Annotated in this window: 20 protein-coding genes and 1 tRNA gene; 10 read left to right on the top strand and 11 right to left on the bottom strand. The window is 70.9% G+C overall.

The features are described 5' to 3' along the window. Nucleotides 1–3: 3 nt before the first annotated feature. The 4 genes from ASG87_RS13360 to ASG87_RS13345 form a co-directional block, all read right to left on the bottom strand. A complete protein-coding gene (locus ASG87_RS13360; RefSeq protein WP_056005920.1) occupies nucleotides 4–780 on the bottom strand; it encodes an SDR family NAD(P)-dependent oxidoreductase in 777 nt (258 codons plus the stop codon). Next, complete coding sequence (locus ASG87_RS13355) at nucleotides 777–1,535, bottom strand: metallophosphoesterase family protein (RefSeq protein WP_056005917.1); 759 nt, start codon at nucleotides 1,533–1,535, stop codon at nucleotides 777–779. The genes ASG87_RS13360 and ASG87_RS13355 overlap by 4 nt, the downstream gene beginning before the upstream one ends. A 5-nt stretch (nucleotides 1,536–1,540) precedes the next feature. Then, nucleotides 1,541–1,816, bottom strand: a complete 276-nt coding sequence (locus ASG87_RS13350) for a DUF4190 domain-containing protein (protein ID WP_056005914.1) — start codon at nucleotides 1,814–1,816, stop codon at nucleotides 1,541–1,543. Between the two features lie 75 nt (nucleotides 1,817–1,891). Further along, entirely contained in the window at nucleotides 1,892–3,427 is a 1,536-nt protein-coding gene (locus ASG87_RS13345) for an aldehyde dehydrogenase family protein (RefSeq protein WP_056005911.1), read from the bottom strand. A gap of 169 nt (nucleotides 3,428–3,596) precedes the next feature. Here ASG87_RS13345 and ASG87_RS13340 point away from each other — a divergent pair, with 169 nt between their 5' ends. The 6 genes from ASG87_RS13340 to gltS all read left to right on the top strand — a co-directional run bounded on the left by ASG87_RS13340 (nucleotide 3,597) and on the right by gltS (nucleotide 13,316). Beyond that, nucleotides 3,597–4,499, top strand: a complete 903-nt coding sequence (locus tag ASG87_RS13340) for a LysR substrate-binding domain-containing protein (protein WP_056005908.1) — start codon at nucleotides 3,597–3,599, stop codon at nucleotides 4,497–4,499. Between the two features lie 861 nt (nucleotides 4,500–5,360). Beyond that, nucleotides 5,361–7,838 carry a TonB-dependent receptor gene (locus ASG87_RS13335; RefSeq protein ID WP_056005905.1) on the top strand — a complete coding sequence of 826 codons (2,478 nt, stop codon included), beginning with the start codon at nucleotides 5,361–5,363 and terminating at the stop codon, nucleotides 7,836–7,838. 162 nt (nucleotides 7,839–8,000) lie between these two features. Beyond that, complete coding sequence (gene ggt, locus ASG87_RS13330; RefSeq protein ID WP_056005902.1) at nucleotides 8,001–9,770, top strand: gamma-glutamyltransferase; 1,770 nt, start codon at nucleotides 8,001–8,003, stop codon at nucleotides 9,768–9,770. Between the two features lie 220 nt (nucleotides 9,771–9,990). Next, complete coding sequence (gene dgcN / locus ASG87_RS13325; protein ID WP_056005899.1) at nucleotides 9,991–11,034, top strand: N-acetyltransferase DgcN; 1,044 nt, start codon at nucleotides 9,991–9,993, stop codon at nucleotides 11,032–11,034. Further along, a complete protein-coding gene (dgcA, locus tag ASG87_RS13320; RefSeq protein WP_056005896.1) occupies nucleotides 11,019–12,005 on the top strand; it encodes an N-acetyl-D-Glu racemase DgcA in 987 nt (328 codons plus the stop codon). Before dgcN ends, dgcA begins: the two co-directional genes overlap by 16 nt. Nucleotides 12,006–12,113: 108 nt before the next feature. Continuing rightward, complete coding sequence (gltS, locus tag ASG87_RS13315) at nucleotides 12,114–13,316, top strand: sodium/glutamate symporter (RefSeq protein WP_056005893.1); 1,203 nt, start codon at nucleotides 12,114–12,116, stop codon at nucleotides 13,314–13,316. 104 nt (nucleotides 13,317–13,420) lie between these two features. Here the strand turns inward: gltS and ASG87_RS13310 are convergent. The 3 genes from ASG87_RS13310 to ASG87_RS13300 all read right to left on the bottom strand — a co-directional run bounded on the left by ASG87_RS13310 (nucleotide 13,421) and on the right by ASG87_RS13300 (nucleotide 15,159). Then, nucleotides 13,421–13,497: transfer RNA gene (locus ASG87_RS13310), tRNA-Arg, on the bottom strand. A 230-nt stretch (nucleotides 13,498–13,727) separates the two neighbouring features. Further along, a complete protein-coding gene (locus ASG87_RS13305) occupies nucleotides 13,728–14,585 on the bottom strand; it encodes a sigma-70 family RNA polymerase sigma factor (RefSeq protein ID WP_056005890.1) in 858 nt (285 codons plus the stop codon). 268 nt (nucleotides 14,586–14,853) lie between these two features. Next, the gene (locus ASG87_RS13300; protein WP_056005887.1) at nucleotides 14,854–15,159 is read right to left on the bottom strand and encodes an antibiotic biosynthesis monooxygenase; all 306 of its coding nucleotides are present in this window, start codon (nucleotides 15,157–15,159) and stop codon (nucleotides 14,854–14,856) included. Nucleotides 15,160–15,404: 245 nt separating this feature from the next. On the opposite strand from ASG87_RS13300, the gene ASG87_RS13295 reads away from it, so the two are divergent. After that, entirely contained in the window at nucleotides 15,405–17,927 is a 2,523-nt protein-coding gene (locus ASG87_RS13295) for a membrane-bound PQQ-dependent dehydrogenase, glucose/quinate/shikimate family (protein ID WP_082582966.1), read from the top strand. Here ASG87_RS13295 and ASG87_RS13290 read toward each other — a convergent pair. The 4 genes from ASG87_RS13290 to ASG87_RS13275 are packed head-to-tail and all read right to left on the bottom strand — an operon-like array spanning nucleotide 17,905 to nucleotide 22,263. Then, complete coding sequence (locus tag ASG87_RS13290; RefSeq protein ID WP_056005884.1) at nucleotides 17,905–18,246, bottom strand: DUF3325 domain-containing protein; 342 nt, start codon at nucleotides 18,244–18,246, stop codon at nucleotides 17,905–17,907. The two genes, ASG87_RS13295 and ASG87_RS13290, sit on opposite strands and share 23 nt — an antisense overlap. Further along, on the bottom strand, nucleotides 18,243–19,781 hold the full coding sequence (locus ASG87_RS13285; protein ID WP_056005881.1) for a PepSY-associated TM helix domain-containing protein: 1,539 nt from the start codon (nucleotides 19,779–19,781) through the stop codon (nucleotides 18,243–18,245). The genes ASG87_RS13290 and ASG87_RS13285 overlap by 4 nt, the downstream gene beginning before the upstream one ends. Next, on the bottom strand, nucleotides 19,778–20,098 hold the full coding sequence (locus ASG87_RS13280) for a hypothetical protein (RefSeq protein ID WP_056005878.1): 321 nt from the start codon (nucleotides 20,096–20,098) through the stop codon (nucleotides 19,778–19,780). Before ASG87_RS13280 ends, ASG87_RS13285 begins: the two co-directional genes overlap by 4 nt. Before the next feature lie 2 nt (nucleotides 20,099–20,100). Further along, nucleotides 20,101–22,263, bottom strand: a complete 2,163-nt coding sequence (locus tag ASG87_RS13275; RefSeq protein WP_056005875.1) for a TonB-dependent siderophore receptor — start codon at nucleotides 22,261–22,263, stop codon at nucleotides 20,101–20,103. 405 nt (nucleotides 22,264–22,668) lie between these two features. Here ASG87_RS13275 and ASG87_RS13270 point away from each other — a divergent pair, with 405 nt between their 5' ends. The 3 genes from ASG87_RS13270 (at nucleotide 22,669) to ASG87_RS13260 (ending at nucleotide 24,585) form a co-directional block, all read left to right on the top strand. Beyond that, nucleotides 22,669–23,577, top strand: a complete 909-nt coding sequence (locus ASG87_RS13270; RefSeq protein ID WP_200949103.1) for an AEC family transporter — start codon at nucleotides 22,669–22,671, stop codon at nucleotides 23,575–23,577. After that, nucleotides 23,574–23,957, top strand: coding sequence for an RNA-binding S4 domain-containing protein (locus ASG87_RS13265; protein WP_056005872.1), 384 nt, complete (start codon nucleotides 23,574–23,576; stop codon nucleotides 23,955–23,957). The genes ASG87_RS13270 and ASG87_RS13265 overlap by 4 nt, the downstream gene beginning before the upstream one ends. A 103-nt stretch (nucleotides 23,958–24,060) precedes the next feature. Continuing rightward, nucleotides 24,061–24,585, top strand: a complete 525-nt coding sequence (locus ASG87_RS13260) for a response regulator (RefSeq protein WP_056005869.1) — start codon at nucleotides 24,061–24,063, stop codon at nucleotides 24,583–24,585. Nucleotides 24,586–24,675 lie beyond the last annotated feature (90 nt).

Below are 24,675 nucleotides of genomic sequence, written 5' to 3'. Positions count from 1 at the left end.
GCATCAACCTGTCAGGCCCTGGCCGCCGTCGACGCACAGCGTCTGCCCGGTGATCCAGCCGGCCCATGGGGAGGCGAGGAAAAGCGCGGCGTGGGCGATCTCTTCCGGCGCGCCGAAGCGGCCGAACGGGATCTTCGCCAGCGTGGCGCGGTAAAGCTCGGGCTCGTCGCGCCGGCGGCGGTCCCACAGGCCGTCGGCGAACTCGATCGAGCCGGGCGCGATGGCGTTCACGCGGATGCGCCGGTCCGCCAGCGCGAGCGCCTGCGAGGTCGCGTACTGGCTCAGCGCGGCCTTCACCGCGGCGTACGGCGCGCCGTGGCGGCGCGGGTGGAAGGCGGCGATCGAACTGGTGTGCAGGATGCTGGCGTGCGGCGAGGCGGCCAGCCAGGGCAGGGCCGCGCGCGAGGCGCGCACCGCGGCCATCAGGTCGACGTTGAAGCCGTCGAGCCAGCCCTCGTCGTCGTCGCCGAAGCCGTAGCCGCTGGCGTTGTTGACGAGCACGTCGATGCCGCCGAGCGCGTCGGCGGCATCTTCCACGTAGCGGCGGATCGCGGCCGGATCGGCCAGGTCGCAGCGCATCGCGTGGGTAGTGACGCCGAGCGCGGCGATCTCGCGGCGGGTCTGTTCCAGCGGGCCTTCGCCGCGTGCGCAGACCGACACCGCGGCGCCGGCCGCGCCGAACGCCAGCGCCATGCCGCGGCCGATGCCGCGGCTGCCGCCGGCGACCAGCACGCGATAGCCGCGGAAGTCGAAAGGCGGTTGGTCTGGCACGGCGGTCATGGATGCTCCTGCGAGGAGGCGGGCATGCGGCCGTGGCGCAAGGCATGCGCCCACTCCGGCCGGCCGCGCGCGTCGGCGGCGCGGGCGGCCGCTTCCCAGTCGTAGGCCAGCGCGATCGATTCCACCGACCAGCCCCGCGCGCCACGCTCGACGATGGCGTAGCGCGCATGCGGCGTGCCGGTTTCCACCGCATGCGGCCGCGGCCGGTCCCAGGCGTACGCCTGCAGGCCGACGCTGCCCGGATTGACCACCAGGCGGCCGTCGTCGAGCCGCACGGCGCGCGGCGTATGCGTGTGGCCGCACAGGATCAGCTCCGCATCGACGGCGCCCGCGCGTGCGTGCACGCGCTCCGCCGCGGCGGGGCGGCAGCCGCCGGCATCGACGTCTTCCAGGAAGTAGTCGAGGTCGCTGCCCGGCGTGCCGTGGCAAAGATGGACGGCCTCGTTCAGACGCAGCTCCGCCGGCAGGGCGCGCAGCCAGTCGAGCTGGACTTCGTCCAGGCAGGCGCGGGCGTAGGCGTCGGACGCGCCCATGCGTTCGGGCGGCTGCTCCAGCAACTGGCGCTCGTGGTTGCCGCGGATCGTCGGCAGGTCCAGCGCCATCAGGCGCTCGGCGGTTTCGGCCGGGAACAGCGGGCCGGAGAGGAGGTCGCCGAGGTTGACGGCAAGGTCGCAGCCGCGCCGCGCGAGATCCGCCAGCACGGCGTCGAGCGCCGCCAGGTTGCCGTGGATGTCGGACAGGACGGCGATGCGCATGCCGGCTACCCGTGCCAGGCGAGGAACAGGATGCCGTAGAGCAGCGCGCCCGGCAGCAGCGCGACGGCGAACTGCAGGTAGCCCAGGACCAGCCCGGCGACGGCCATGCCGCGGCCTTCCAGCATGCCTTCCGGCGCGCGCCGGATCTCGCCGCGGGCCAGGTGGCCGCAGACGACCGCGGCCAGCGCGCCGACCAGCGGCAGGACGGTCCAGGCGAGGATGCCGGACACCAGGCTGGCCACGGCCAGCATGCAGGTGGAGCGGGGCGGCGTGGAGTTCATCGTGGCGTCCCGGCGCGATGGCGGGTCAGGCGCGGCCGTCGCGGGCAGGCGGCTGCCCGCGACGGCCTTGCGGTCCTACAGGTCGAACTTGATGCCCTGGGCCAGCGGCAGCGCGTCCGAGTAGTTGATGGTGTTGGTCTGGCGGCGCATGTAGACCTTCCACGCGTCCGAGCCGGACTCGCGGCCGCCGCCGGTCTCCTTCTCGCCGCCGAAGGCGCCGCCGATCTCCGCGCCGCTGGTGCCGATGTTGACGTTGGCGATGCCGCAGTCGGAACCGGCCGCCGACAGGAACTGCTCGGCCGCGCGCAGGTTGTTGGTGAAGATCGACGAGGACAGGCCCTGCGGCACGTCGTTCTGCATGTCGATGGCCTCGTCCAGCGTTTTGAACGGCATCACGTAGAGGATCGGCGCGAAGGTCTCGGTCTGCACCACCTCGTCGGAGTTCTTCACGCCGGTGACGATGGTCGGCAGCACGAAGTTGCCCTTGCGGTCGGCCAGCGCGGCGCCGCCGGTGCGCACGGTGCCGCCGGCGGCCTTGGCCTTCTCCACCGCGGCGAGGTAGGCGCTCACCGCCTCCTGGCTGTTCAGCGGGCCCATCAGCGTGGTGGACAGGGTCGGGTCGCCGATCTTGCCCTCCACCTGCTTGTACGCCTTGACCAGGGTGTCGAGCACGCCGTCGAAGATCGACTCGTGCACGAACAGCCGGCGCGTGGTGGTGCAGCGCTGGCCGGCGGTGCCGACCGCGCCGAACACGATGCCCGGGATCGCCAGCTTCAGGTCGGCGCTCTCGTCCAGGATGATCGCGTTGTTGCCGCCCAGCTCCAGCAGCGAGCGGCCCATGCGCCGGGCCACGCGCTCGCCGACCATGCGGCCGACCTTGGTGGAGCCGGTGAAGCTGACCAGCGGGATGCGCCTGTCGTCCACGAACGCCTGCGACAGGTCGGTGCCGGCGTCGTTGAAGAGGAAGAACAGGTCGGGGAAGCCGCCGGCCTGCAGCGCCTCGTTGCAGATCTTCATCGTGGCGATGGCCGACAGCGGGGTCTTCGGCGATGGCTTCCAGATGCAGATGTCGCCGGCGATGGTGGCCAGGAACGCGTTCCAGCTCCACACCGCGACGGGGAAGTTGAACGCGCTGATGATGCCGACCAGGCCGAGCGGGTGGTACTGCTCGTACATGCGGTGGCCGGGGCGCTCGGAGTGCATGGTGTAGCCGTAGAGCATGCGGCTCTGGCCCACCGCGAAGTCGGCGATGTCGATCATCTCCTGCACTTCGCCGTCGCCCTCGGGCTTGATCTTGCCCATCTCCAGCGCGACCAGCGAGCCCAGCGCGTCCTTGTGCCTGCGCAGCGCCTCGCCGCACAGGCGCACCGCCTCGCCGCGCTGCGGCGCCGGCGTGGTGCGCCAGACCTTGAACGCCTCCTGCGCGCGCTCGACGATGATCTCGTAGTCGGCGGCACTGGAGGCATGCACGGTGGCGATCACTTCGCCGGTGGCCGGGTTCACCGGCTGCAGCGCGCCGGCATCGGTGGTCCGTGACCACTCGCCCTGGCCCAGGTACGTGCCGGACTGCTCGCCGGAAAGGCCGAGCGCGTTGAGGATTGCGTGGGACATGCGTGACTCCTGATGCCGTGGCGCAGGCGCGCCGTGATTCAAACGGCCATTCTAGCAGGCGCCCCGTTGCGGCGTCCCCGAGCGCGGCCGCGGTCGTGCTTGCGCGTGCCCGGCGCATATGCTGCACTCAGCCATCGTCGCTGCTGCGTTGGGGTGGGCAAGGGCCGGCATGCGTTTGCGCCATATCGAACTGTTCCATGCCGTGCTGACCACCGGCAGCCTGACCGGCGCGGCGCGCCTGCTGAACATCTCGCAGCCGGCTGCGAGCAAGGTGCTGCAGCATGCCGAGCACCAGCTCGGCTTCGCCCTGTTCAGCCGGGTACGCGGGCGCTTGCAGCCCACGCAGGAGGCGCTGTTGCTGCGCCACCGCGTGGACCGGATCATCCAGGAGCTGCACGGGTTGCAGCGGCTCACCGCGAACATCGGGCGCCCGGAGAACTACCCCCTGCGGGTGACCTGCACGCCGACCCTGGCGCAGGTGCTGGTGCCCGACGCGACCACCCTGCTGCGCAAGGATTTTCCCGACACCACCGCCGAGCTGTTCACCCAGCACTCGGCGCAGATGTGCGAGTCGCTGATGCTGCACGAGGCCGACATCGGGCTCACCCTGCAGGATGCCGGGCGCCAGGGGCTATGCCAGGAGCCGCTGTGCCAGGGGCACGTCATGGTGATCGCGCCACCGGGCTGGTGGCCGGAGGCGGAGCTGGGGCGGCCGCTGCCGATCACCGCGCTGGCCGACCAGCCGATGATCGGCATCACCGTGCAGGACGCCTTGGGCCGCATGCTGCAGAGCCACCTCAAGCAGCTCGAGCCGCCGCCGCGCACTTCGGTCTGGGTGCAGACCTACCAGTTGGCGTACTCGCTGGTGGCGCAGGGCGCGGGGCTGGCCCTGGTCGATCCCTTCACCGCGTGGCGCTGCGGCATGGGCGGCGTGCAGATGCGGCCGCTGAAGCTGGAGCTGGACGTGGTGCTCTACGCCGTGCGCCGGGCGGACAGCCCGCTGAACCCGGTGCAGAAGCGCTTCCTCGACCTCGTCCGCCAACTCGCGCAGAAGATGCTGGCGTCGGGTTGAGGGCGGGCTCGAAATCTGTCCGGCTGGACCGCGATCCCGGGTTGCATGCAAGCCCGTCATCCCTGCGGAAGCAGGAGGCACTTTCAACAGCCGAAGGGCTGGTCATCCAGCGTCTTGAGCTTTGGAATACCAAGTCACTGGATTCCTGCTTTTGCAGGAATGACGAGGGGGCGATGGGACTGGGCGGTAGATCGTGTGCCAGCTCGCGCACGAAGATGCTGGCGCCGGGTTGGGGGCCTGTCCGCGACCTCCAGGGCTCCCGAAACGTCATCCCAGCGGCTCTCAACGGCCGCAGGGCCGGTCAAGCTGGGATCCAGCGCCTTTGAAGCTTTTGGAATATCCAGTCACTGGATGACCAGCCCTTCGGCTGTTGAAAGCGCCTCCTGCTTGACCGGCCCTTCGGCCGTTGAGAGCCGCAGGAATGACGAGAGGGCGATTGGACCGACCGATACCGATAGATTGTGGACAGGTTTCTGACGGCATCCACTATTCCTGCGCGGTGGCAACCGTTTCGGCGCCGCAGCACCCACAACCTTTAGTTATGCAAAGTGGCCGTCTTTTCATTGGTGGCCTGCGCGCGCCTGTGACTATGCTCGACCCGCGTTGTGAAGGGTGAGGGGAGAGCGAATGTCCGACCGAAGCACGCCACGACCACGTCGTCCCGCCATGCCGTACGCCGCCGCCGGCCCGTTGCGTTGCCGGCCGCGTCCGCACCGCCCGGCCGTGCCGGAGCGCTGATCGCTCCGCGCTGACGCACCCCGGTCCCGAAACCGACCCGCATGGACCCGTCCGCCGGCCGGCACGGCCATGCGGCCGTTCCAGCCTGCCGCGCGCCGTCGCGGCGACCCTTGGGGAACCCACATGAACAAACGTTCCAGTCGATCCATCCCGACTTCGCTGGCCGTCGCGGTCCTGCTCGCGCTCGGCGGCAACGCCGCGGCGCAGGATGCGACGACGGCGCCACCCGCCGGGTCGCCGCAGGAGGGGGCGGCCAAGGCGAAGCGGCTGGATGCGGTGGTGGTGACCGGCACGCGCGCCGGCAACCGCACGGTCAGCTCGTCGCTGACGCCGATCGACGTGATCTCCGACGACATGCTCAAGCAGACCGGCACGATCGACCTGAGCCAGGCGCTGGCGCGGGCGATCCCGTCGCTGAACTTCCCGTTCGCATCCGCCTCGGACACGTTCGCGTTCCAGCGCCCGTTCCAGTTGCGCGGCCTGTCGCCGGACCAGGTACTGGTGCTGGTGAACGGCAAGCGCTGGCACTCCGGCGCGCTGTTGCTGAGCCTGGGCCAGATCGGCCAGGGCTCGCAGGGCATCGACCTCAACACGATCCCGATGTCGGCCATCGACCACATCGAGGTGCTGCGCGACGGCGCCTCGGCGCAGTACGGCTCGGACGCGCTGTCCGGCGTGATCAACATCATCCTGAAGAAGGGCGCGCAAGGCGGCGACGTGCAGTTTTCCGGCGGCCAGTACTCGGCAGGCGACGGCCGGCAATGGCAGGGCTCGGCCAACTTCGGCGTCCCGCTCGGCGGCGACCGCGGCTGGCTGCGCCTGACCGCGGAGAAGAGCAACCAGAGTCCCAGCAACCGCGCCGGGGTGGACCGCCGGCCGGGGTTCACCCAGCTCGGCCAGAAGTTCCACTTCGGCGCGGTGTCGTTCCAGAACCAGAACCTGCTGCTCAACACGCAGTACGACGTCACCCCCGGCGTGCAGTTCTACGCGTTCGGGCACTACGGCCGCCGCGTCGGCGAGCCGCGCGGGTTCTTCCGCTACGGCATCGACACGCCGAGCCCGAACAACCCGCTGATCGGGCAGGTCTACCCGGACGGCTTCCTGCCGAAGGAGCACGGCGTCTCGATCGACCGCTCGCTGGTGGCCGGGCTGCGCGGCACGGCGAACGGCTGGCATTGGGACGTCAGCGCCAACTACGGCGGCAACCGGGTTTTCTACAGCACCCTCAACACCACCAACTACGCGCTGCTGAACGACTTCGGCAGCAGTCCCACCGGCTTCCACGACGGCACCCTGACGGCGACCCAGCAGACCCTCGACGTCGACATCTCCAAGGAACTGCATGTCGGCTGGCTGCCCAACCCGGTGACCCTCTCCTTCGGCGCGCAGTGGCTGCGCCAGGCATACAAGGTCGAGGCCGGCGAGCTGGGCTCCTACTACGTCGGCACCTCCGGCGTGCGCGGCGGCGCCCAGGGCTTCGCCGGCTGGGGGCCGCAGGACGCGATGTCGGTGGCCCGGCACGACCTCGCCGAGTACGTGCAACTGGAGACCAACCTGACCGACCGCCTGAGCACTTCGGTGGCCGCGCGCCACGAGGACTACTCGGACTTCGGCACCACCACCTCCGGCGCGCTGTCGGCGCGCTTCGACTTCAGCGACACGTTCGCGCTGCGCGGCAGCGTCTCGACCGGATTCCGCGCGCCCACGCTGGGCCAGCAGCACTATTCGGAAACCACCTCGGCCTACTCCGGCCCGGGCAACTCGCTCGGCCTGCCGCCGGGCATCTACCTGCGCGGCCTGGTGCCGGTGGACAACCCGATGGCCGTGCTGCTCGGCAGCGAGCCGCTGAAGCCGGAGAAATCGCGCAACTACACCCTCGGCGCGGTGTGGAATCCCACCGACGCGCTCAACCTCAGCCTCGACGTCTACCAGATCACCGTCAGCGACCGCATCGCGCTGTCGAGCACGCTGTCCACCTCGACGCCGGCGGTGAAGGACTACCTGGCGGCCCACGGCGTCGCCAACCTGCAGTACAGCGGCATCGCCTATTTCACCAATGCCGGCGACGTGCGCAGCCAAGGCGTCGACTGGGTCTCCAGCTACCGCAGCGACTTCGCCGGCGGCGGCACGCTGACCTCGACGCTGTCGGCGACCTACAACAAGAACAAGGTCACCGGCGTGCGCCCGAACCCCGCCGTGCTCGATTCGCTCGGCGCGCTGTTCCAGCGCCTCAACCGCAGCGCCACGAAGGGTCTGCTGGCCGACAGCGCGCCGCGCAGCAAGGTGATCCTCACCGAGACCTACACCGCCGGCCGCTGGGCATTCACCGGCAGCGCCACACGCTACGGGCGCATCACCGAATACGGCTCGACCAGCTACCTGGACGATCAGGTGTATCCGCACAAGTGGCTGGTCGATCTGGCGGTGAGCTACAACCTGGACGACTGGACGTTCACCCTGGGCGGCGACAACGTGTTCAACACCTACCCGGCGCGGACCCGGGAAGACAGCGACAACGACGGCGTGTTCCCCTATTCGTCGAGTTCCCCGTTCGGCTTCCAGGGCGCCTTCGTGTACGGCAAGGTCATGTACCACTGGTAGGTCGGCTCCCCCACGGAGCGGAAGGCCCCGGCACGTGCCGGGGCCTTTTTTTCGCGCGGCGCGCGCATCCACAACCTCCAGTTATGCCACGTGGCGGTCTTTTCATTGGTGGCGCCGCGCCGTCTGTGACTATGCTCGACGCCATCGTAGGGAGGTGAATCCATGTCCGAACGAAACGTGCCGCGGCCGCATGCCGGGCCAGCCGTTCTCCACGCCGCAGGCGCGCCCCGTTCCGCTCGCGCACAGTGGTGGTGCCGTTCCGTCCTGGTGGTGGCGATCGCCTTGTACGGCGTGCTGGCCCAGGCGCAGGGCGACGCGGCGCAGCGCACGGCCGCGATCGCCAGCGCCAATGCGCTGGCGACCCAGGCCGGCTTCGAGGTGCTCGCCAAGGGCGGCAACGCGGTGGATGCCTCCATCGCGGTGGCCGCCGCGCTGTCGGTGGTGCAGCCCGAGGCATCCGGCATGGGCGGGGGCTTCCTCGCCCTGGTCCACGACGCGGCCACCGGCAAGGACACCTTCATCGACTCGCGCGAGATGGCGCCGCAGGCGGTGCGCGAGGCCGACTACCTCAAGGCCGACGGCACGCCCAACCGCGACACCTCGCTCAACGGCCCGCTGGCCGCCGGCATTCCCGGCTTCCCCGCGGGCGTGGCCTACATGTCGGCCAGGTACGGCAAGGTGCCGCTCTCGGTGTCGCTGCAGCCGGCGATCCGGCTGGCCGAGCAGGGTTTCCATCCGAGCGGGTCGCTGGTGCGTTCCATCGCGCACAAGGCCGAGGTGCTGCGCCGCTATCCGGCCTCGTCGGGCAAGTTCATGCCTGGCGGCAAGGCGCCGCAGGAAGCGGACCTCTTCCGCGACCCCGACCAGGCCCGCACGCTGAGGGCGCTGGCCGAGAAGGGCGCGGACGGCTTCTACAAGGGCACGGTGGCGAAGGAACTGGTGCGCGCGGTCAAGGCCGCCGGCGGCACCTGGACGCTGGCCGACCTGGCGGCCTACCGCACGAAGGAGCGCGCGCCGATCACGCTTGACTACGCCGGCTACCGGGTGGTCACCGCGCCGCCGCCGTCGTCCGGTGGCGTCGCCATCGCCGAGATGCTCAACATCCTCGCGCCGATCGACCTCAAGCGCATGGACGAGGCGCACCGCATCCACTACCTGGTCGAGGCGATGCGCCGCGCCTTCCGCGACCACAACGAATACCTGGGCGATCCGGACTTCGTGAAGATGCCGCTGGACATGCTGCTGTCGCCGTACTACGCCGACGGCCTGCGCCAGAGCATCCTGCCGGAGCAGGCGACCAAGTCGGCCTGGCTGCCGTCGGTGCACGCAAAGCAGCCGGGCATGCACACCACGCACTACTCGATCATCGACGGGGACGGCAACATGGTGTCGATGACCGCCACGGTGAACACCACCCTGGGCTCCGGCTTCGTCGCCGGCAAGACCGGCATCCTGCTCAACAACGAGATGGACGACTTCGCCCTGGTGTCCGGCCAGCCCAACGCCTTCGGCTTGATCGGCGGCTCGGCCAACGCGCCGGTCGGCGGCAAGCGGATGCTGTCGTCGATGTCGCCCAGCTTCGTGATCGGCAAGGACCGCCTCGCGGTGATCGGCTCGCCCGGCGGCTCCACCATCATCACCCAGGTGTTCGAGGCGATCCTGGCCTTCGTCGACGGCAAGAGCGCCGGCCAGATCACCGCGCAGAAGCGCATCCACCACCAGTTCATGCCCGACCGCATCGACATCGAGAAGGGCAGCGACATCCCCGCCGACGTGCTCGCGAAGCTCAAGGCGATGGGCTACGAGATCAACGACAGCGAGACCTGGGGCAACATGAACGTGGTGGTCTGGGACCGCAAGGCCGACGTCAAGACGGCCGCCAGCGATCCGCGCAATCCCAACGGGCTGGGCAAGGTCGAAGCCATCCACTGAAGCCACGCCGGCCACGAACGCATGACGCGGACAGCATGCCAGGGAGCGGATCGCCGGACGCGCCACGCGGTGCGCGGCGGATGCCTCCGGGCGGCACGCGCGCCCCGGCGCGGGCCGCGGCGGGGAAACGTCGGGACAGCCAGTTGCCGGCCGCCGCGCGGTGCGCGTGCGCGGTGGCCCTTCATTGAGCGGCGGCGCAGCCGCCGAGCGGAGTAATCACATGTCGATCCATGGCGATGCCGTGCCGGACGGTTCCTGGCGCCCGCCTTACCTGCTGTACCTGGGCAATGCGCCCGACGACCTGGCCATCAAGACGGCCAGGGGGCTGGCCTACTGGCGGCCGGACTGGTGCGTCGGGCAGTACCGCAACGCCCATTGCAAGCCGACCCTGGGCCTGCGCGACCTGGGCATGGCCCAGGCCAGGGCCGAGGGCGCGGACACCATGGTGATCGGCACCGCGAACGCCGGCGGCACGATGGGACCGGACATCGTGGCCGACGCCATCGCGGCGCTCGATGCCGGGCTCAACGTGGTGGCCGGCCTGCACCAGAAGCTGCGCGAGAATCCCGACATCGTCGCCGCGGCCCGGCGCAACGGCCGCAGCCTGTTCGACGCGCGCGACCCGGCGCCGGGCATACCGGTGGGCAACGGGCGCCCGCGTGCCGGCCGGCGCCTGCTCACGGTGGGCACGGACTGCTCGGTCGGCAAGATGTACACCACGCTGGCGATCGAGCGCGCCATGCGCCAGCGCGGCTGCAGGGCGGACTTCCGCGCCACCGGCCAGACCGGCATCTTCATCGCCGGCGCCGGCGTGCCGGTGGATGCGGTGGTGGCCGACTTCATCTCCGGCGCGGTGGAGTGGATCTCGCCGGCGCGCCTCGACGACGGCTGGGACCTCATCGAGGGCCAGGGCTCGCTGTTCCATCCGTCGTACGCCGGCGTGTCGCTCGGCCTGCTGCACGGCGCCCAGCCCGACGCGCTGGTGCTCTGCCACGAGCCGGGCCGGCCGCACATGCGCGGGCTGTCCGGCTACCCGCTGCCGGAACTGCGCCGGTGCCTGGAAGCGAACCTGACCGCCGCGCGGCTGACCAATCCCGCGGTGAAGGCGGTCGGCGTCGCGCTCAACACCTCCGGCCTGCCGGCGGAGCAGGCGCAGTCGATCTGCCAGGCGACCAGCGACCAGCTCGGCCTGCCTTGCCAGGACCCGGTCACCATGGGTGTCGATGCCATCGTGGACAACCTGCTCGCATGCTTCGCGAACTGAGCATCAGGCACTGCCGCTTTCCGCTGGTCGCACCGTTCCGCATCTCGCGCGGAGTGAAGCACGCCGCCGACGTGGTGATGGTCGAGCTGCGCCAGGGAGGCAAGTGCGGACGCGGCGAATCCGTGCCTTATGGCCGCTACGGCGAATCGGTGGCCTCGGTGATCGACCAGCTCGAGGCGCTGCGCGCCGAGGTGATGGCCGGGATGGGCCGCGACGAGCTGCAGGCGCGGCTGCCGCCGGGCGCCGCGCGCAACGCGCTCGATGCGGCGCTGTGGGACCTGGAGGCGAGCGTCGGCTCGGTGCCGGTATGGGCGCAACTGGCGCGGCCGGCGCCATCGCCGCTGACCAGCGCGCTCACCGTCGGCATCGACACGCCGGAGCGGATGGCCGCGGCAGCGGCCGAGATCGCCGACGCGGGGCTGATCAAGATCAAGCTGGACACGCACGATTCCGCCGCACGGATCGAGGCGGTGCGGCGCGCGGCGCCGACGGCGCGGCTGATCGTCGATCCCAACGAGAGCTGGGACATCGATTTGCTGCGCGCGCTGCAGCCGGTACTGGAGCGCAGCGCGGTCGACCTGGTGGAACAGCCGCTGCCGGCGGAGAACGATGACGACCTGCTGGGTTTCAGCAGCCGCATCCCGATCTGCGCCGACGAATCCTGCCACGTGGCCGCGGACCTGCCGCGCCTGCGCGGCCGCTACCAGGCGGTGAACATCAAGCTGGACAAGACCGGCGGCCTGACCGAGGCGTGGCGGCTGTTGCGCTCGGCGCGCGCGGAGGGATTCAGGATCATGGTCGGCTGCATGGTCGGCTCCTCGTTCGGCATCGCGCCGGCGCTGGAGCTGGCGCGCGAAGCGGAGTTCGTCGACCTGGACGGGCCGCTGTGGCTGAAGGACGACTACCCCCACGGAGTGAGCCTGCGCGGAGGCATGCTGGTGCCGCCTTCGCCGGGGTTCTGGGGTGGATAGGCGCGCCGTCGGCGGGCCCGTCGTGGACGGGCGTGTGCCCGGCTCCCGCCTGTGCAAGCATCGGCCGTCGGTGCCGCGCATGGCGCGAGCCGGCAACGGGAGAAACGCATGCTGACGCTGGACCCGATACAGACCCTGGCCTGCGGCGGCCTGTGCCTGGTCGCCGGCTACGCCATCCGCCGGCGGCTGCCGCTGCTGTCGCGCTTCAACATCCCGGCGCCGGTGATCGGCGGGCTGCTGGTGGCGCTGGGCCTGCTGGCCTGCCGCCACTGGAACGTGCGGCCGCTGCAGTTCGACACCGGGCTGGAGCGGCCGCTGATGATCGCCTTCTTCACCGCCATCGGCTTCAACGCCAGCGTGTCCCTGCTCAAGGCCAGCGGCCGCCAGGTCGCGCTGTTCCTGGGCCTGGCCACGGTGCTGGCGGTGGTGCAGAACGTGGTCGGCATCGGCGTGGCCAAGGCGTTCGGCCTGCCGCCGCTGTTCGGCGTGGTCACCGGCTCGGCGACGCTGGCCGGCGGCCCCGCCACCGGGCTGGCGTTCGCGCCGCTGTTCGAGCAGGCCGGCGTGCACGGCGCGCAGAGCGTGGCATTGGCGTCGGCGATGGCCGGCATCGTCTGCGGCTCGGTGATCGGCGCGCCGGTGGCGACCATGCTGATCGAGCGGCTGGGCCTGCGCCGCGCGCCGTCGGCGGCCGTCGCCGTCGCGCCGCCGGCAGCGGTTTGCGTGGAGGAGCCGGTCGGCGAGGTCGACCGCGCCTACCAGGCGCTGAAGAGCTTCGTGCTGATCCTGCTGGCGATGGGCGTCGGCGGCTGGATCAGCGACGGCCTGGGCGCGCTGGGCCTGACCCTGCCCAGCTACATCGGCGCGATGCTGATGGGCGCGCTGCTGCGCAACGTCGACGACCGGCTGGGCTGGTTCGGTCTGTCGCTGCCGGGCATCGACCTGGTCGGCGGCATCTGCCTTTCGCTGTTCCTCGCCGTGGCCCTGATGGACCTGCACCTGTGGGAGCTGGCCGGGCTGGCGCTGCCGCTGCTGGTCAACCTGGGCGTGCAGGCGCTGGTGGTCGTGCTGTTCTGCTGCTGGCCGCTGCTGCGGCTGATGGGGCGCGACTACGACGCGGCGGTGATGGCCGGCGGCTTCACCGGCTTCATGCTCGGCACCACCGCCAACGCGATGGCCGTGATGGGCTCGCTGACCGAACGCTACGGCCCGGCGCCGCGTGCCTTCCTGGTGGCGCCCTTGGTCGGCGCGTTCTTCATCGACTTCACCAACGCCATCGTCATCACGGTCTTCATCAACGGCTGGAAATGACCTGGGTTTCCATGCCGTACCGGCCGAATGGCCGGAGCGCCTGCTTCATGCAGGATGGCGATGAAGCACCGGCAGGGGCGTTGATGCGGCAGAGCCGGCGGGAATGGTGCCCCCGAGACGATTCGAACGTCCGACCTGCCCCTTAGGAGGGGGCCGCTCTATCCAACTGAGCTACGGGGGCGCGAAGCAAGCGTACGACGGCTGCCTGCCGTCGCAGGCGCGCAGTATAGGCGATTCTCCCGATCGGGGAGACCCTTCGCGCTTCGCGGTGGCGGGCGCCGCCCTGGTTCTAGCCGACACCGTATCCGGTCGATTGGGACGAACGGTGGCAAGGGTGGCCGGCAGGTCGCCGTTGCGGGCGTGGCGTGCCGGACCGGGCCGCGCGCGGATGCTTGCGGGAGTTGGCCCGCTTCAACCCAGCCGCACCCAGTCGGCCGCCTCGACCACGTAGGGCGTGAACAGGAAATCGCGGATCGCGGCGATGCGCTCTTCGCGCCAGTCGAGCAGGACGAAATGCGCCGGCTTCTCCATGGCGCCGTCGCCGTCGAACACCAGCATCGCCGGGCGCCCTTCGACCGCGCCGAAGGCATAGCGCCATTTCGTTTCCCCGGCGTAGCGGGTGAAGTAGCGGCCGATGCCCTCGCGGCCTTCGAGCCGCAGCCGGTTCACCAGGTCGAGCCTGACGTCGTCCGCCAGCATGGCGCGGATCGCGTCGAAGTCGCCGTCCTGGAACAGGCGGACGTAGGCGGCCATCTTCCGCCGGCCGGCGTCCGGCAGCAGGGGCAGCCGCGCGTCGTCGGGCGACGGGGCCAGCCGGCGCAGCGCCGCCCGCCCGCGCTGGAGCGCCGACTTGGCCGCGGCCGCCGTGCAGCCGGCGATGGCTGCGATCTCCTCGACCGAATGGCCGAGGACGTCCTTGAGGATCACCGCGCAACGCTGCAGCTCGGGCAATCGCCCGAACGCGTGGAAGGCGACCGCGACGATGTCCGCCTCCGGCAGCGGCGCTTCCTCCAGGTCGCCGGTGAGCGGGACGACCCGGCTGCGCGACCGCTGGCGCAGGAAGTCCAGGCTCGTGTTGTGGGCGATGCGCAGCAGCCAGGCTTCGAGGTTTTCCGCCACCGTGCCTTCCCCGCGCGCGCGCAGGGCCTTGAGCAGGGCGTCCTGCAGCACGTCCTCGCCGTCCACGGCCGAACCGACCATGCGTGCGCAGTAGCGGTGCAGGCGCGGGCGGAGCTGCTGCAGGCGATCGTCGAAGTCGTCGTCGGTCATGTGCCGGCCCCTGCGGCGACGGCGCGCGCCGTGTCGCCCGGGGACCGGGCGCGGATGCTGGCGAGCTTCCCCGACCGGGCGGCGCAGCCGCCGGTTTCGTACACGGGCGCAACCCTGTCCCGCGCCGGTCGGTTGCGCCGACCGCCGTGGACCAGGATGAAAACAGTGCTAGCGGATGACATTGGCGATCTCCCTTCGCTTGATTCTACGGTCCATGCCGTGTCGCGCCGCTCTTCGGCGTCGGACGAGCCGTCCTGCGCGCTCGCGCTCACCGGGCTTCGCTCAGCACGGTCGAGCCCGTCATCGAGTCCAGGCTCGCCAGCTCGACGATCCTGGGGAAGCATGCCCGCATGCGCGGATCGTTGCGCATCGCCTCGACGTCCGCGGCGCTCTCCCATTCGGAGTAGATGACCACGCAGGTGCCGTCATGCGCGGCGATCAGCCGGGTCGCCTTCCAGCCATGGAGGGTGCGGATCACGGTGTCGGTGTTCTGCTTCAGGAGCGCGAGCAGCACCTCCTGCCTGGCGGGTTCGACTTTCAGCAGGTTGACCAGAACGACGGGTTGGGCGCTCATCGGGTGTCTCCTTTTCGTGTGGACAAGGCCAAGACGAAGCGGAAGGCGGAAACGGATCGCGGAGGCAGGATTTTTTTCGCCGCGGGCCTGCGCCGGCCCCGCAACCGGCCATGCCGGTGCGCCCTGGCCGTCCTTGCGGCGGCGCGGCGGTCAGGCCAACGGCGTCACGGCATGCCGACGAAACGCCGACAATCATGGCAAGGTGTGCCGGCCCGGGACGGGCGGCGTCGGTTGGCGAGGGTGTCATGGCAGGCATGTCGCGTTGCGGTCCGTTGCTGTGGGTCACGGGCATCGTTTTCCTGTTGCTGGGCCTGGCGCTGGCTGCCGGCGGCGGCTGGCTGCTCGCCCTGGGCGGCTCGGCGTACTACCTGCTGGCCGGCCTGGGCGTCGCGGCGACGGGCGGGCTGCTGCTCGCGGCGCGGCGCGAGGCGCTGTGGCTGTACGCGCTGGTCGTGCTGGGCAGCACGCTGTGGGCGCTGGCCGAGGTGCGGCTCGACGGGTGGCAATTGCTGTGCCGGCTGGACGCCTGGTTCGCGCTCGGCCTGTGGCTGCTGCTGCCGTTCGTGCATCGTCGCCTGGGCGGGGAGGGCGGGCCGGCGGCGCAACTGCGCGGCGGCCGCTGGGTGCTGGGCGGCGCCTTGCTGCTCAGCCTGGTCGTGGGCGCCGTCGGGTTGTCCCGGCACCCGCACGACCGGCCGGGCGAAGTGGCGGCGGCGAGCATGGCGGCCGCCGGTACCGCGGTTTCGCCGCTGACCGCCGCGGACGACTGGACCGCCTACGGCCATACCGGCTACGGCGACCGCTATGCGCCGGCGAAGCAGATCACCCCGGACAACGTCGGCCGGCTGCAACTGGCGTGGACCTTCCACACCGGCGATCTCAAGGGGCCGGGCGATCCGCAGGAGATCGCCAACGAGGTCACGCCGCTGAAGGCGAACGGCATGCTCTACCTGTGCACGCCGCACAGCGTGGTGATCGCGCTGGATCCGGACACCGGCAAGGAGCGCTGGCGCTTCGACCCGAAGATCAACCGCGACGCCAGGCACTACCAGCACATGATCTGCCGCGGCGTCGCCTACCACGACTCCGGCGCCTACGCCGCGGCGGCCGCGGCCGGGCAGTTGCCGGCCGCGCCGGCGTCGTCCGTCCCGGCGGCGACGCCGAAGGGCGCGGTGGCCGCCGAGTCGATCCGTTTCGACAGTTGCCCGCGGCGCATCTTCGCGCCCACCGCGGACGCCACCATCGTCGCGCTCAATGCGGACAACGGCCAGCCGTGCGCCGACTTCGGCGATCGCGGGGTGATCGGCCTCAACCAGAACCAGCCGATGACCCGGCGCGGCTTCCTCAATCCCACCTCGCCGCCGCTGGCGACGCAGCACGTGCTGATCGTGTCGGCCAGCGTGATCGACAACGATTCCACCCGCGAGCCGTCCGGCGTGATCCGCGGCTACGACATCGAATCGGGCAGGCTGCTGTGGAACTGGGACGCCTCCAACCCCGACGACACCGCGCCCCTGCCGGCGGGGCAGACCTACGTGCACAACTCGCCGAATTCGTGGAGCGTTTCCAGCGCCGACGAAAAGCTCGGCCTGGCCTACATCCCGATGGGCAACGAGACGCCGGACATGTGGGGCGGCCGGCGCAACCCGCAGGGCGAGCGCTTCAACAGCGCGATCGTGGCGCTGGAGATCGCCACCGGCCGGCCGCGCTGGGTCTACCAGACCGTGCACCACGACCTGTGGGACATGGACATCGGCGGCCAGCCCAGCCTGGTCGACCTGGATACGGCGCACGGCAAGGTGCCGGCCCTGATCGCCTCGACCAAGCGCGGCGACGTCTACGTGCTCGACCGGCGCAACGGCTCGCTGATCGTGCCGGCGCCGGAGCGGCCAGTGCCGCAGGGCGCCGCGGCGGGCGACCGCACCTCGCCCACGCAGCCGTTCTCCGCGCTGTCGTTCGAGCCGGCGGCGCTGCGCGAGCGCGACATGTGGGGCACCAACCCGTTCGACCAACTGGCCTGCCGGATCATGTTCAGGCGGCTGCGCTACGATGGCCCGTTCACGCCGCCGTCGGAGCAGGGCTCGCTGATCTATCCCGGCAACATGGGCGTGTTCGACTGGGGCGGGCTGGCGATCGACCCGGTGCGCCAGGTCGCGGTGCTCAATCCCAGCTACATGGCCTTCGTGTCCAGGCTTTACCCGCGCGGCAAGGCCGAGGCCAAAGGCGGCACGGGCGGCGAGCAGGGCCTGCAGCCGATGACCGGCACGCCGTTCGCGGTGGACCTGCATCCCCTGCTGTCGCCGCTGGGCATTCCCTGCCAGGCGCCGCCGTGGGGCTACCTGGCGGCGCTCGACCTGAAGACCATGCGGCGCGCATGGATGCATCCCAACGGCACCATCCGCGACCAGGCGCCGCTCGGCATCCCGCTGCCGCTGGGCGTGCCCAGCATGGGCGGGCCGGTGGTCACCGGCGGCGGCGTGGTGTTCCTCGGCGGCACGCTGGACAGTTACCTGCGCGCCTACGACCTGCGCAACGGGAAGAAGCTGTGGCAGGCGCGCCTGCCTGCCGGCGGCCAGGCGACGCCGATGAGCTACGTCTCCGGCCGCAGCGGGCGCCAGTACGTGGTGGTGATGGCCGGCGGCCACGGCTCGCTCGGCACGAAGATGGGCGACTCGCTGGTGGCCTACGCTTTGCCGGCGCCGCCGCCGGCAAGGCCGGGGCAGGCACCGGCGCAAGCGGCGCCGCTCAACGCAGCAGCGCCGCGATGACCAGGCAGAGCAGCGCGCACGGCGTGCCGATGCGCGCCAGCCAGGCCATGGCGCGCACGCGGTAGGTGCCGAACAGCACCACCACGAGCGCGCCCAGCGCGAGCACGCCGGCGATCGCCACCGAGCCGCGCGCCCAGCCAAGCGCACCGACGCAGGCCAGGTAGGCGGCGGCCAGCCCGGTCCAGCCGAGCAGGCGCAGGCGGCGGTTGACGCGCTCGTCGAGTCGGCGCCCGAGCGCCTCGGGCTGGTGCCGCGACATCGCCAGGTACAGCGCGGCGAAGCCGGCGCAGGCGAGCAGGAGGGCGGCCAGCAGCATCATGCCTCGGCTCCCGCGGCATGCCGCGCGGGGCGCGGCCTGGGCCGGTGCCGCGCGGCGCGCCAGGCGGCGGTGGCGAACACCGCGGCGAGCAGCAGCATCACGCCGTCGAAGCCGGCGAACACCCAGTCGCGTTCGAGCAGGCTGGCGACCAGGTTGCGCGGCGTGGTCAGCGCGTTGACCACCGGCACGCAGGCGAACAGCGTGGCGGCGGCGGTCAGCGTTTCCACCCAGGCGCGCTTCGGCGGCCGGCAGACCGCCCACAGCAGGGCCGCTCCCCAGGTCAGGAAGATCGTGTGGATCTCCCAGTCGGCGCGGTGCGCCATCGCCAGCGGCAGCAGCCGGTTGGCGAGGAAGTAGCCGGCGATGCCGGCGGGCAGGCCGGCGACGGTGGCGATGTTGAGCCGCTCGACCAGCCGGAAGCCCAGGTGCGGACGGGTCGGGTCGGGCAATTGCTGGCGGCGCTTCACCGTCCACAGCACCAGCCCGGTCGCCACCATCGCGCTGCCGCCGAGGCCGCAGAAGAAGTACAGCCAGCGCAGCGGCATCGAGGCATAGCGGCCCGCGTGCAGGCCGATCATCGCGCTCTCGGTGAGCATCGCGCCGCCGCGCGGCGGGTTGTCGGCCAGCCATGCGCCGGTGGCGCCGTCGAAGGTCATCGTCTCGCCGCGCGAGGGGATGCCGTCGGCAGCGGCGCGGGTGAGCGTGACGGTGGCGGCGCGGTCGCCGGGCAGGGTCACGCCGATCAGCTCGGCCTGCGCGCCGTTCCACCGGGCCGATGCGCGCCGCAGCAGCGGGGCCAGGTCGGTCAGCGGCGCGTCGGCGCTGCGCTCGGTGCTCGCCACTGGCGTGTACAGCGTGTCGTAGAAGGTCTGCGGGTTCTTGTAGTTCGCCGCGATGCCCCACGGCATGTACAGCGTGGCGAGGGTGACCAGGCCGGTATAGGTGATCATCAGGTGGAACGGCAGCCCCAGCACCGCGCTGACGTTGTGTGCATCCAGCCAGGAGCGCTGGCCCTTCTGCAGGCGCAGGGTGAAGAAGTCGGTGAAGATCTTCTTGTGCGTGACGATGCCGCTGAGGATCGCCACCAGCATCAGCATCGCGCAGAAGCCGACGATCCAGCGCGCCCAGATCACCGGGATGTAGTGCAGGTCGAAATGGAAGCGGTAGAGGAAGTAGCCGCCCTGGGTGTCGCGCAGGTCGACCCGCTCGCCGCGGCCGTCCAGCACCGCCGAGGTGTCCTCGTCGTCGCCCGCGCCGGGGTACCAGAACAACTGGGTGGTGTTGCCGCGCGCGCCCGGCAGGGTGATGTACCAGCTCTGCGCCTTGGGCGCGACCTTTTCCAGGTAGCGCACGGCGCCGTGGACGGCTTCCTCCGGCGTGGCCTGGCCGCGCGCCTCCGGCTGCATCCAGCGGGTGATCTCCTGCTGGAAGTAGGCGCTGGTGCCGGTGACGAAGATGCCGAACAGCAGCCAGCCCACCAGCAGGCCGCTCCAGGTATGCAGCCACGCCATCGATTGCCGCAGGCCGCCCTTCACAGCCGCGCTCCGGCGAGCCCGGAAAGCCAGGCGGCAGCGCCCAGCACGGCGAGGATGCCGAGCACCCAGCCGCACAGCCGCCACGCGCTGGCCGTGGCGAACGCCCACAGCACGACGGTGGCGTAGATCGCGAACGACAGCAGGGTGGCTGCCACCACCGCTTCGTTGCGCGGCAGCGGCAGCAGGCGCGGCAGCAGGGCGGTGCACAGCGCCGCGATCGCATAGCCGCCGAAGGTCGCCGCCAGCGTGCGCAGGGCGACGTCGAGGGCGGCCGTGGCGCGCGCGCGCGGCGTGCGCGATTTGCTTGCGGTGGCCATCTTCAGAAGTGCCGCTGCACGGTCAGCATGGTCGAGCGCGGCTGCCCGGGGGTGATGCGGTCGGAGAAGCCGTCGGTGAAGTAGCGCCGGTCGAACAGGTTGCGCACGTTGAGCTGGGTGTCCCAGGCGCCGAAGCTGTAGTACAGCGCGGCATCCACCAGCGCATAGCTCTTGAACACGATCGGCCGGTGGTAGATCGGGTCGAGCGGCTCGTAGGCGCTGGCCGGGCGGCGGCTCTGGTAGTTGAAGCCGAGCCCCGCGCCGAGCCCGGCCAGCGCGCCGTGCGTCACGGTGTAGCGGCCCCACAGGTTGAGGTTGTGGCGCGGGATGCCGTCCAGCCGGCTGCCCACCGGCAGCACGTTGTCGCGGGTGACTTCGGCCTGCGTATAGGCGTAGGCGCCGGTGAACCGGAACGCCGCGCTGGGGCGCCAGCTCGCCTCCAGCTCCACGCCGCGGCTGCGCTGCTGGCCGGTGGTGAGGTAGAAGTTCGGGTGGGCGGGATCGTCGGTGGCGACATTCTCGCGGGTGAGCTGGAACACGCTGGCCATCGCGCTGAGGCTGCCGTCGCTGCGCGAGGCCTTCAGGCCCAGCTCGTAGTTGACGCCGCGTTCCGGCGGCAGGTTGGTGCCGTTGAAGAACTGGTAGCCGCCCTGCGGGTTGAACGACTTGGCGTAGTTGGCGTACAGCGCCAGGGCGTCGTCGAGCGCGACGGTGACGCCCGCGTGCGGGCTGAACGCGGTGTCGGTGCCGCTGCCGCTGCTGGCGTGGTCCCAGCGGCCGCCCACGGTCAGCGTCACCCGCTCGCCCAGCCTGGCGTGGTCCTGCAGGTAGATGCCGTGCTGGCTGCTGTGCAGGCGGGTGTACTGCGGATCGAGCAGGTTCGGACCGGGCACGTCGCCGTAGACCGGGTTGAAGATGTCCAGCGGATACGGGCCCGGGTCGAAGTTGTTGACCGAGCGCGCGGTGCGCGTGCCGTAGTCCACGCCGAGCAGGGCGTAGTGCCCGACCCGGCCGGTGTCGAACGAGGCCGACAGGTTGGTGTCCACGCGCAGGTCGTGGCCGCGCTCGTCGAACGGTCCGTAGTAGAAGCGGTCGACCGTGCGCAGGTCCGGATGGATGCCGTTGACGAACAGCCAGTGGTCCCAGGTGTTGTGGAAATCCTCGTAGCGCAGGCCCTGGTGCAGGCTGAAGGTCTCGTTGAAGCGGTGGTCGAACTGGTAGCCGGCGGTCTTGTAGGTGCGGTGCTGCACGGCGGGGTTCTTGCGGTCGTTGACCGAGAAGTCGACCGGCAGCTCGCCGTGGGGGTTGGGCAGCACGGTGCCGTAGGCGGTGGTCGGCGACCAGGGGTGGATCAGGTCCCGCTGGTAGTTGCCGAGCAGGGTCAGGGTAGTGTCGCCGTCGATCTTCCAGGTCAGCGACGGCGCGACGTAGGTGCGGCTGGCGCCCGAGCTTTTGACGAAGAAATCCTGGTCGCGGTAGAGCAGGTTGATCCGGCCGAGCACGTTGCCGCTGGCGTCGAGCGGGCTGTTGGCGTCGATGCGGCCCTCGCGGAAGCGGTCGCTGCCCACGCTCAGGCCGACGTCGGCGAAGCGTTCGTCCTGCGGCCGCTTGCTGACCATGTTGACCAGGCCGGACAGCGGCCCGGCGCCGTACAGGCCCGAAGCCGGGCCCTTGACCACTTCCAGCCGCTCCAGGCCGGACAGCTCGTAGGTCGCCTGGTCGTTGCTGGCGAGCAGGCCGTCGAGATAGGTGGCGCCGGCCGAGGCGTTGAAGCCGCGGATGTTGAAGCCGTCGAAGAAGCCGTAGACCGACGACTGCGACACGCCGGCGACGTTGCGCAAGGCTTCGCCCAGGCGCAGCGCGCCCTGTTCGTCGAGCAGTTCGTGCGGCACCACCGAGACCGCCTGCGCGGTCTCCAGCACCGGCAGGTCCAGCTTGGCCGCCGTGCTTGCCTGCTCGGTGAGCTGCCCGGTGACCGAGATGCGGTCCAGCGTGGTCGCCTTTCTGCGCGCCGCCGACGTCTGCGCGTCGGCACCGGCTTCGGCGGCAGCGGCCGGCGCCGGATGTGCGCGGGCGATCGACAGCGACAGCAGCAGCCCGGCCGCGAGCGGCGAGAGCAGGATCGGCCGCCAGGCGCGCAAAAGGCGCGCACGGCGTTTCGTCATGGGCATGGAACGGAGCATGGGAGCGTCTCTGGGGAGGTGAAGAATCCGCGGCGCGCGCGGGCGCCGAGCCCGCGTGGCGGCAACGGGGGCGATCCTAATTTAATTGATAATGATTCTCAATCGCTGAAGGGCCTGTTCAAAGCCTGCCTGTCGGATTGGCCCCCTCGCGCTCCCCCCGCCCGTCATTCCTGCGCAAGCAGGAATCCAGCGACTTTCGCTCTTTCCCAAAAACCTAGAGGCACTGGATCCCAGCCTTCGCTGGGATGACGCTTCGTAGGAGATGCTTGGGAGACTTTGAACAGTTCTAGGACGGGTCGGCCATGGAAGCGGCCAGATGGCACGGCCGTCTAGAATGGAAGGCCCACCGCCAGTCCAAGCCGGGCCATCGCGACCTGTCGGAAGTCCATGAGCGCATTGCTGCTGCTGTTTGCCTGTCTCGTTCTCGGCGCCCTCGTGGCGCGCTACGCCAAGCCGCCCGCCGGCATCGTGCCGGGCATCAACTGGTGGGTGATCAACGTGGCGCTGCCGGCGCTGGTGCTGGAGCTGATCCCGCGGGTGAAATTCGACCCGCAGCTCTGGTTCCCGGTGGCGGCGATGTGGCTGGTCTTCGGCGGGGCGTGGCTGCTGTTCGGCCTGCTCGGGCCGCGGCTGGGCTGGTCGCGGCAGCGCACCGGCGCGCTGATCCTGGTCTGCGGCCTGGGCAACACCTCGTTCATGGGCTACCCGATGATGCAGGCCCTGCATGGCGAACCGGGGCTGGCGCTGGCGGTGGTGGCCGACCAGCTCGGCTGCTTTCCGCTGCTGGCCTCGGCCGGCATCGTGGTGGCTTCGCTGTACGCGGGGCGCAAGCCGGAGCCGGCGGCGATCCTCCGGCGCATCGCCACGTTCCCCGCCTTCATCGCGCTGGTCGTCGGGATCGCGGCCGGGTTGTCGGGCGGCTGGCCGCGGGCGCTGGACGGCGTGTTCGCGCCGCTGGGCGCCACGCTGACGCCGCTGGCGCTGTTCTCGGTCGGCCTGCAGTTCAGGTTCCATCCGGGCAACCGGCAACTGGCCGCGGCCGGCGTCGGGCTGGGCTGGAAGCTGCTGCTGGCGCCGCTGCTGGCATGGGCGCTGGGAACCGCGGCCGGGATCGACGGGCTGGTGCTCACCGTGGGCGTGCTGCAGGCGGCGATGGCGCCGATGGTGTCGGCCGCGATCCTCGCCGACGAATACGGACTGGAACCGACCCTGGCGAACACCGTGCTGGGCGCCGGCATCGTGCTGTCGCTGGCCACGGTGCCGCTGGGCAACCTGCTGCTCGGGGCGCACACATGAGCGAATCGCAGGCGGTGCGGGTGGACGTGTGGCTGTGGGCGGCGCGCTTCTTCAAGACGCGCAGCCTGGCCAAGCAGGCGATCGACGGCGGCCGGATCGACGTCAACGGCGGCGGCTGCAAGCCGGCCAAGGCGCTGCGCGTGGGCGACCGGCTGGAGATCGGCCGGGGCGAGGAGCGATGGCAGGTCGAGGTGCTGGCCCTGTCCGACAAGCGCGGCCCGGCCAGCGCGGCGCAGGCGCTCTACCGCGAGACCGAGGCCAGCCGGATCGCACGGGAGGCGGCGCGCGAACAGCGCCGGCTGGTCGGCGCGGGCGCGCCGCCGAAACGCCCGGACAAGCAGGCGCGCCGCGAATTGCGACGCCTGAAGGACTCCGGTTGAGCGGCGCATCGCAGATTGCGCGCGCGATCTGCGGGAGCATCGACGCCAGGGGATCGCGCGCGGACGCGATCGCGTTGGCGGTTTTCGCGGGGGAGCGTGGATCATGGCCGGAATCGGATTCTTCAAGCGCTTGCTGGGCAACGCCCAGGGCATGGACGACCCGGAAGCGGGGCTGCTGCAGGCGCAGGCCGCCACGCCGATGCTGGTGGTGGACGACTCGCCGACCATCCGCACCGTGCTAGGCCGGATCCTGGCGCAGGACGGCTACGCGGTGCAGGCGGCGGAAAACGGCGAAGACGCGCTCGAGCTGATCCGCGCCGCGCCGCCGGCGCTGGTCTTCCTCGACATCGTGCTGCCCGGCATTAACGGCTTCGCGGTGCTGCGCGCGTTGCGCCACGATCCGCGCACCCGGCACGTGCCGATCGTGATGATCAGCGGCAACCCGCAGGCGACCGAGCAGTTCTACGCGCAGCGCTTCGGCGCCGACGACTTCATCCGCAAGCCGTTCGCGCGGGCCGACATCTGCGCCAGCATCGATACCCTGGTGCGGGCGCAGCGCCTGCCGGCCCGGGCGGCGCTTCCGGCGCAGCAGGTCGTCGCCGAACCGCCCAACGGCCTGCTGGCCTGAGCGGAAGTGGCCCGCGCGGAAGTCCGCGCAGGCTGCCAGGAACCAGAATCTGTCCACGATCCACCGCCGATCCGACACCTCTTCGTCATT

Source organism: Frateuria sp. Soil773 (assembly GCF_001428405.1).
GTDB lineage: Bacteria > Pseudomonadota > Gammaproteobacteria > Xanthomonadales > Rhodanobacteraceae > LMSL01.
The sequence above is the reverse complement of the archived record's forward strand: the minus strand, read 5'-3'. Positions and strand labels throughout refer to the sequence as shown.

Coding starts and splice junctions, on each gene's coding strand:
- ASG87_RS13360 (WP_056005920.1), bottom strand. CDS start 780: ATGACCGCCGTGCCAGACCAACCGCCTTTCGACTTCCGCGGCTATCGC.
- ASG87_RS13355 (WP_056005917.1), bottom strand. CDS start 1,535: ATGCGCATCGCCGTCCTGTCCGACATCCACGGCAACCTGGCGGCGCTC.
- ASG87_RS13350 (WP_056005914.1), bottom strand. CDS start 1,816: ATGAACTCCACGCCGCCCCGCTCCACCTGCATGCTGGCCGTGGCCAGC.
- ASG87_RS13345 (WP_056005911.1), bottom strand. CDS start 3,427: ATGTCCCACGCAATCCTCAACGCGCTCGGCCTTTCCGGCGAGCAGTCC.
- ASG87_RS13340 (WP_056005908.1), top strand. CDS start 3,597: ATGCGTTTGCGCCATATCGAACTGTTCCATGCCGTGCTGACCACCGGC.
- ASG87_RS13335 (WP_056005905.1), top strand. CDS start 5,361: ATGAACAAACGTTCCAGTCGATCCATCCCGACTTCGCTGGCCGTCGCG.
- ggt (WP_056005902.1), top strand. CDS start 8,001: ATGTCCGAACGAAACGTGCCGCGGCCGCATGCCGGGCCAGCCGTTCTC.
- dgcN (WP_056005899.1), top strand. CDS start 9,991: ATGTCGATCCATGGCGATGCCGTGCCGGACGGTTCCTGGCGCCCGCCT.
- dgcA (WP_056005896.1), top strand. CDS start 11,019: ATGCTTCGCGAACTGAGCATCAGGCACTGCCGCTTTCCGCTGGTCGCA.
- gltS (WP_056005893.1), top strand. CDS start 12,114: ATGCTGACGCTGGACCCGATACAGACCCTGGCCTGCGGCGGCCTGTGC.
- ASG87_RS13305 (WP_056005890.1), bottom strand. CDS start 14,585: ATGACCGACGACGACTTCGACGATCGCCTGCAGCAGCTCCGCCCGCGC.
- ASG87_RS13300 (WP_056005887.1), bottom strand. CDS start 15,159: ATGAGCGCCCAACCCGTCGTTCTGGTCAACCTGCTGAAAGTCGAACCC.
- ASG87_RS13295 (WP_082582966.1), top strand. CDS start 15,405: ATGGCAGGCATGTCGCGTTGCGGTCCGTTGCTGTGGGTCACGGGCATC.
- ASG87_RS13290 (WP_056005884.1), bottom strand. CDS start 18,246: ATGATGCTGCTGGCCGCCCTCCTGCTCGCCTGCGCCGGCTTCGCCGCG.
- ASG87_RS13280 (WP_056005878.1), bottom strand. CDS start 20,098: ATGGCCACCGCAAGCAAATCGCGCACGCCGCGCGCGCGCGCCACGGCC.
- ASG87_RS13275 (WP_056005875.1), bottom strand. CDS start 22,263: ATGACGAAACGCCGTGCGCGCCTTTTGCGCGCCTGGCGGCCGATCCTG.
- ASG87_RS13270 (WP_200949103.1), top strand. CDS start 22,669: ATGAGCGCATTGCTGCTGCTGTTTGCCTGTCTCGTTCTCGGCGCCCTC.
- ASG87_RS13265 (WP_056005872.1), top strand. CDS start 23,574: ATGAGCGAATCGCAGGCGGTGCGGGTGGACGTGTGGCTGTGGGCGGCG.
- ASG87_RS13260 (WP_056005869.1), top strand. CDS start 24,061: ATGGCCGGAATCGGATTCTTCAAGCGCTTGCTGGGCAACGCCCAGGGC.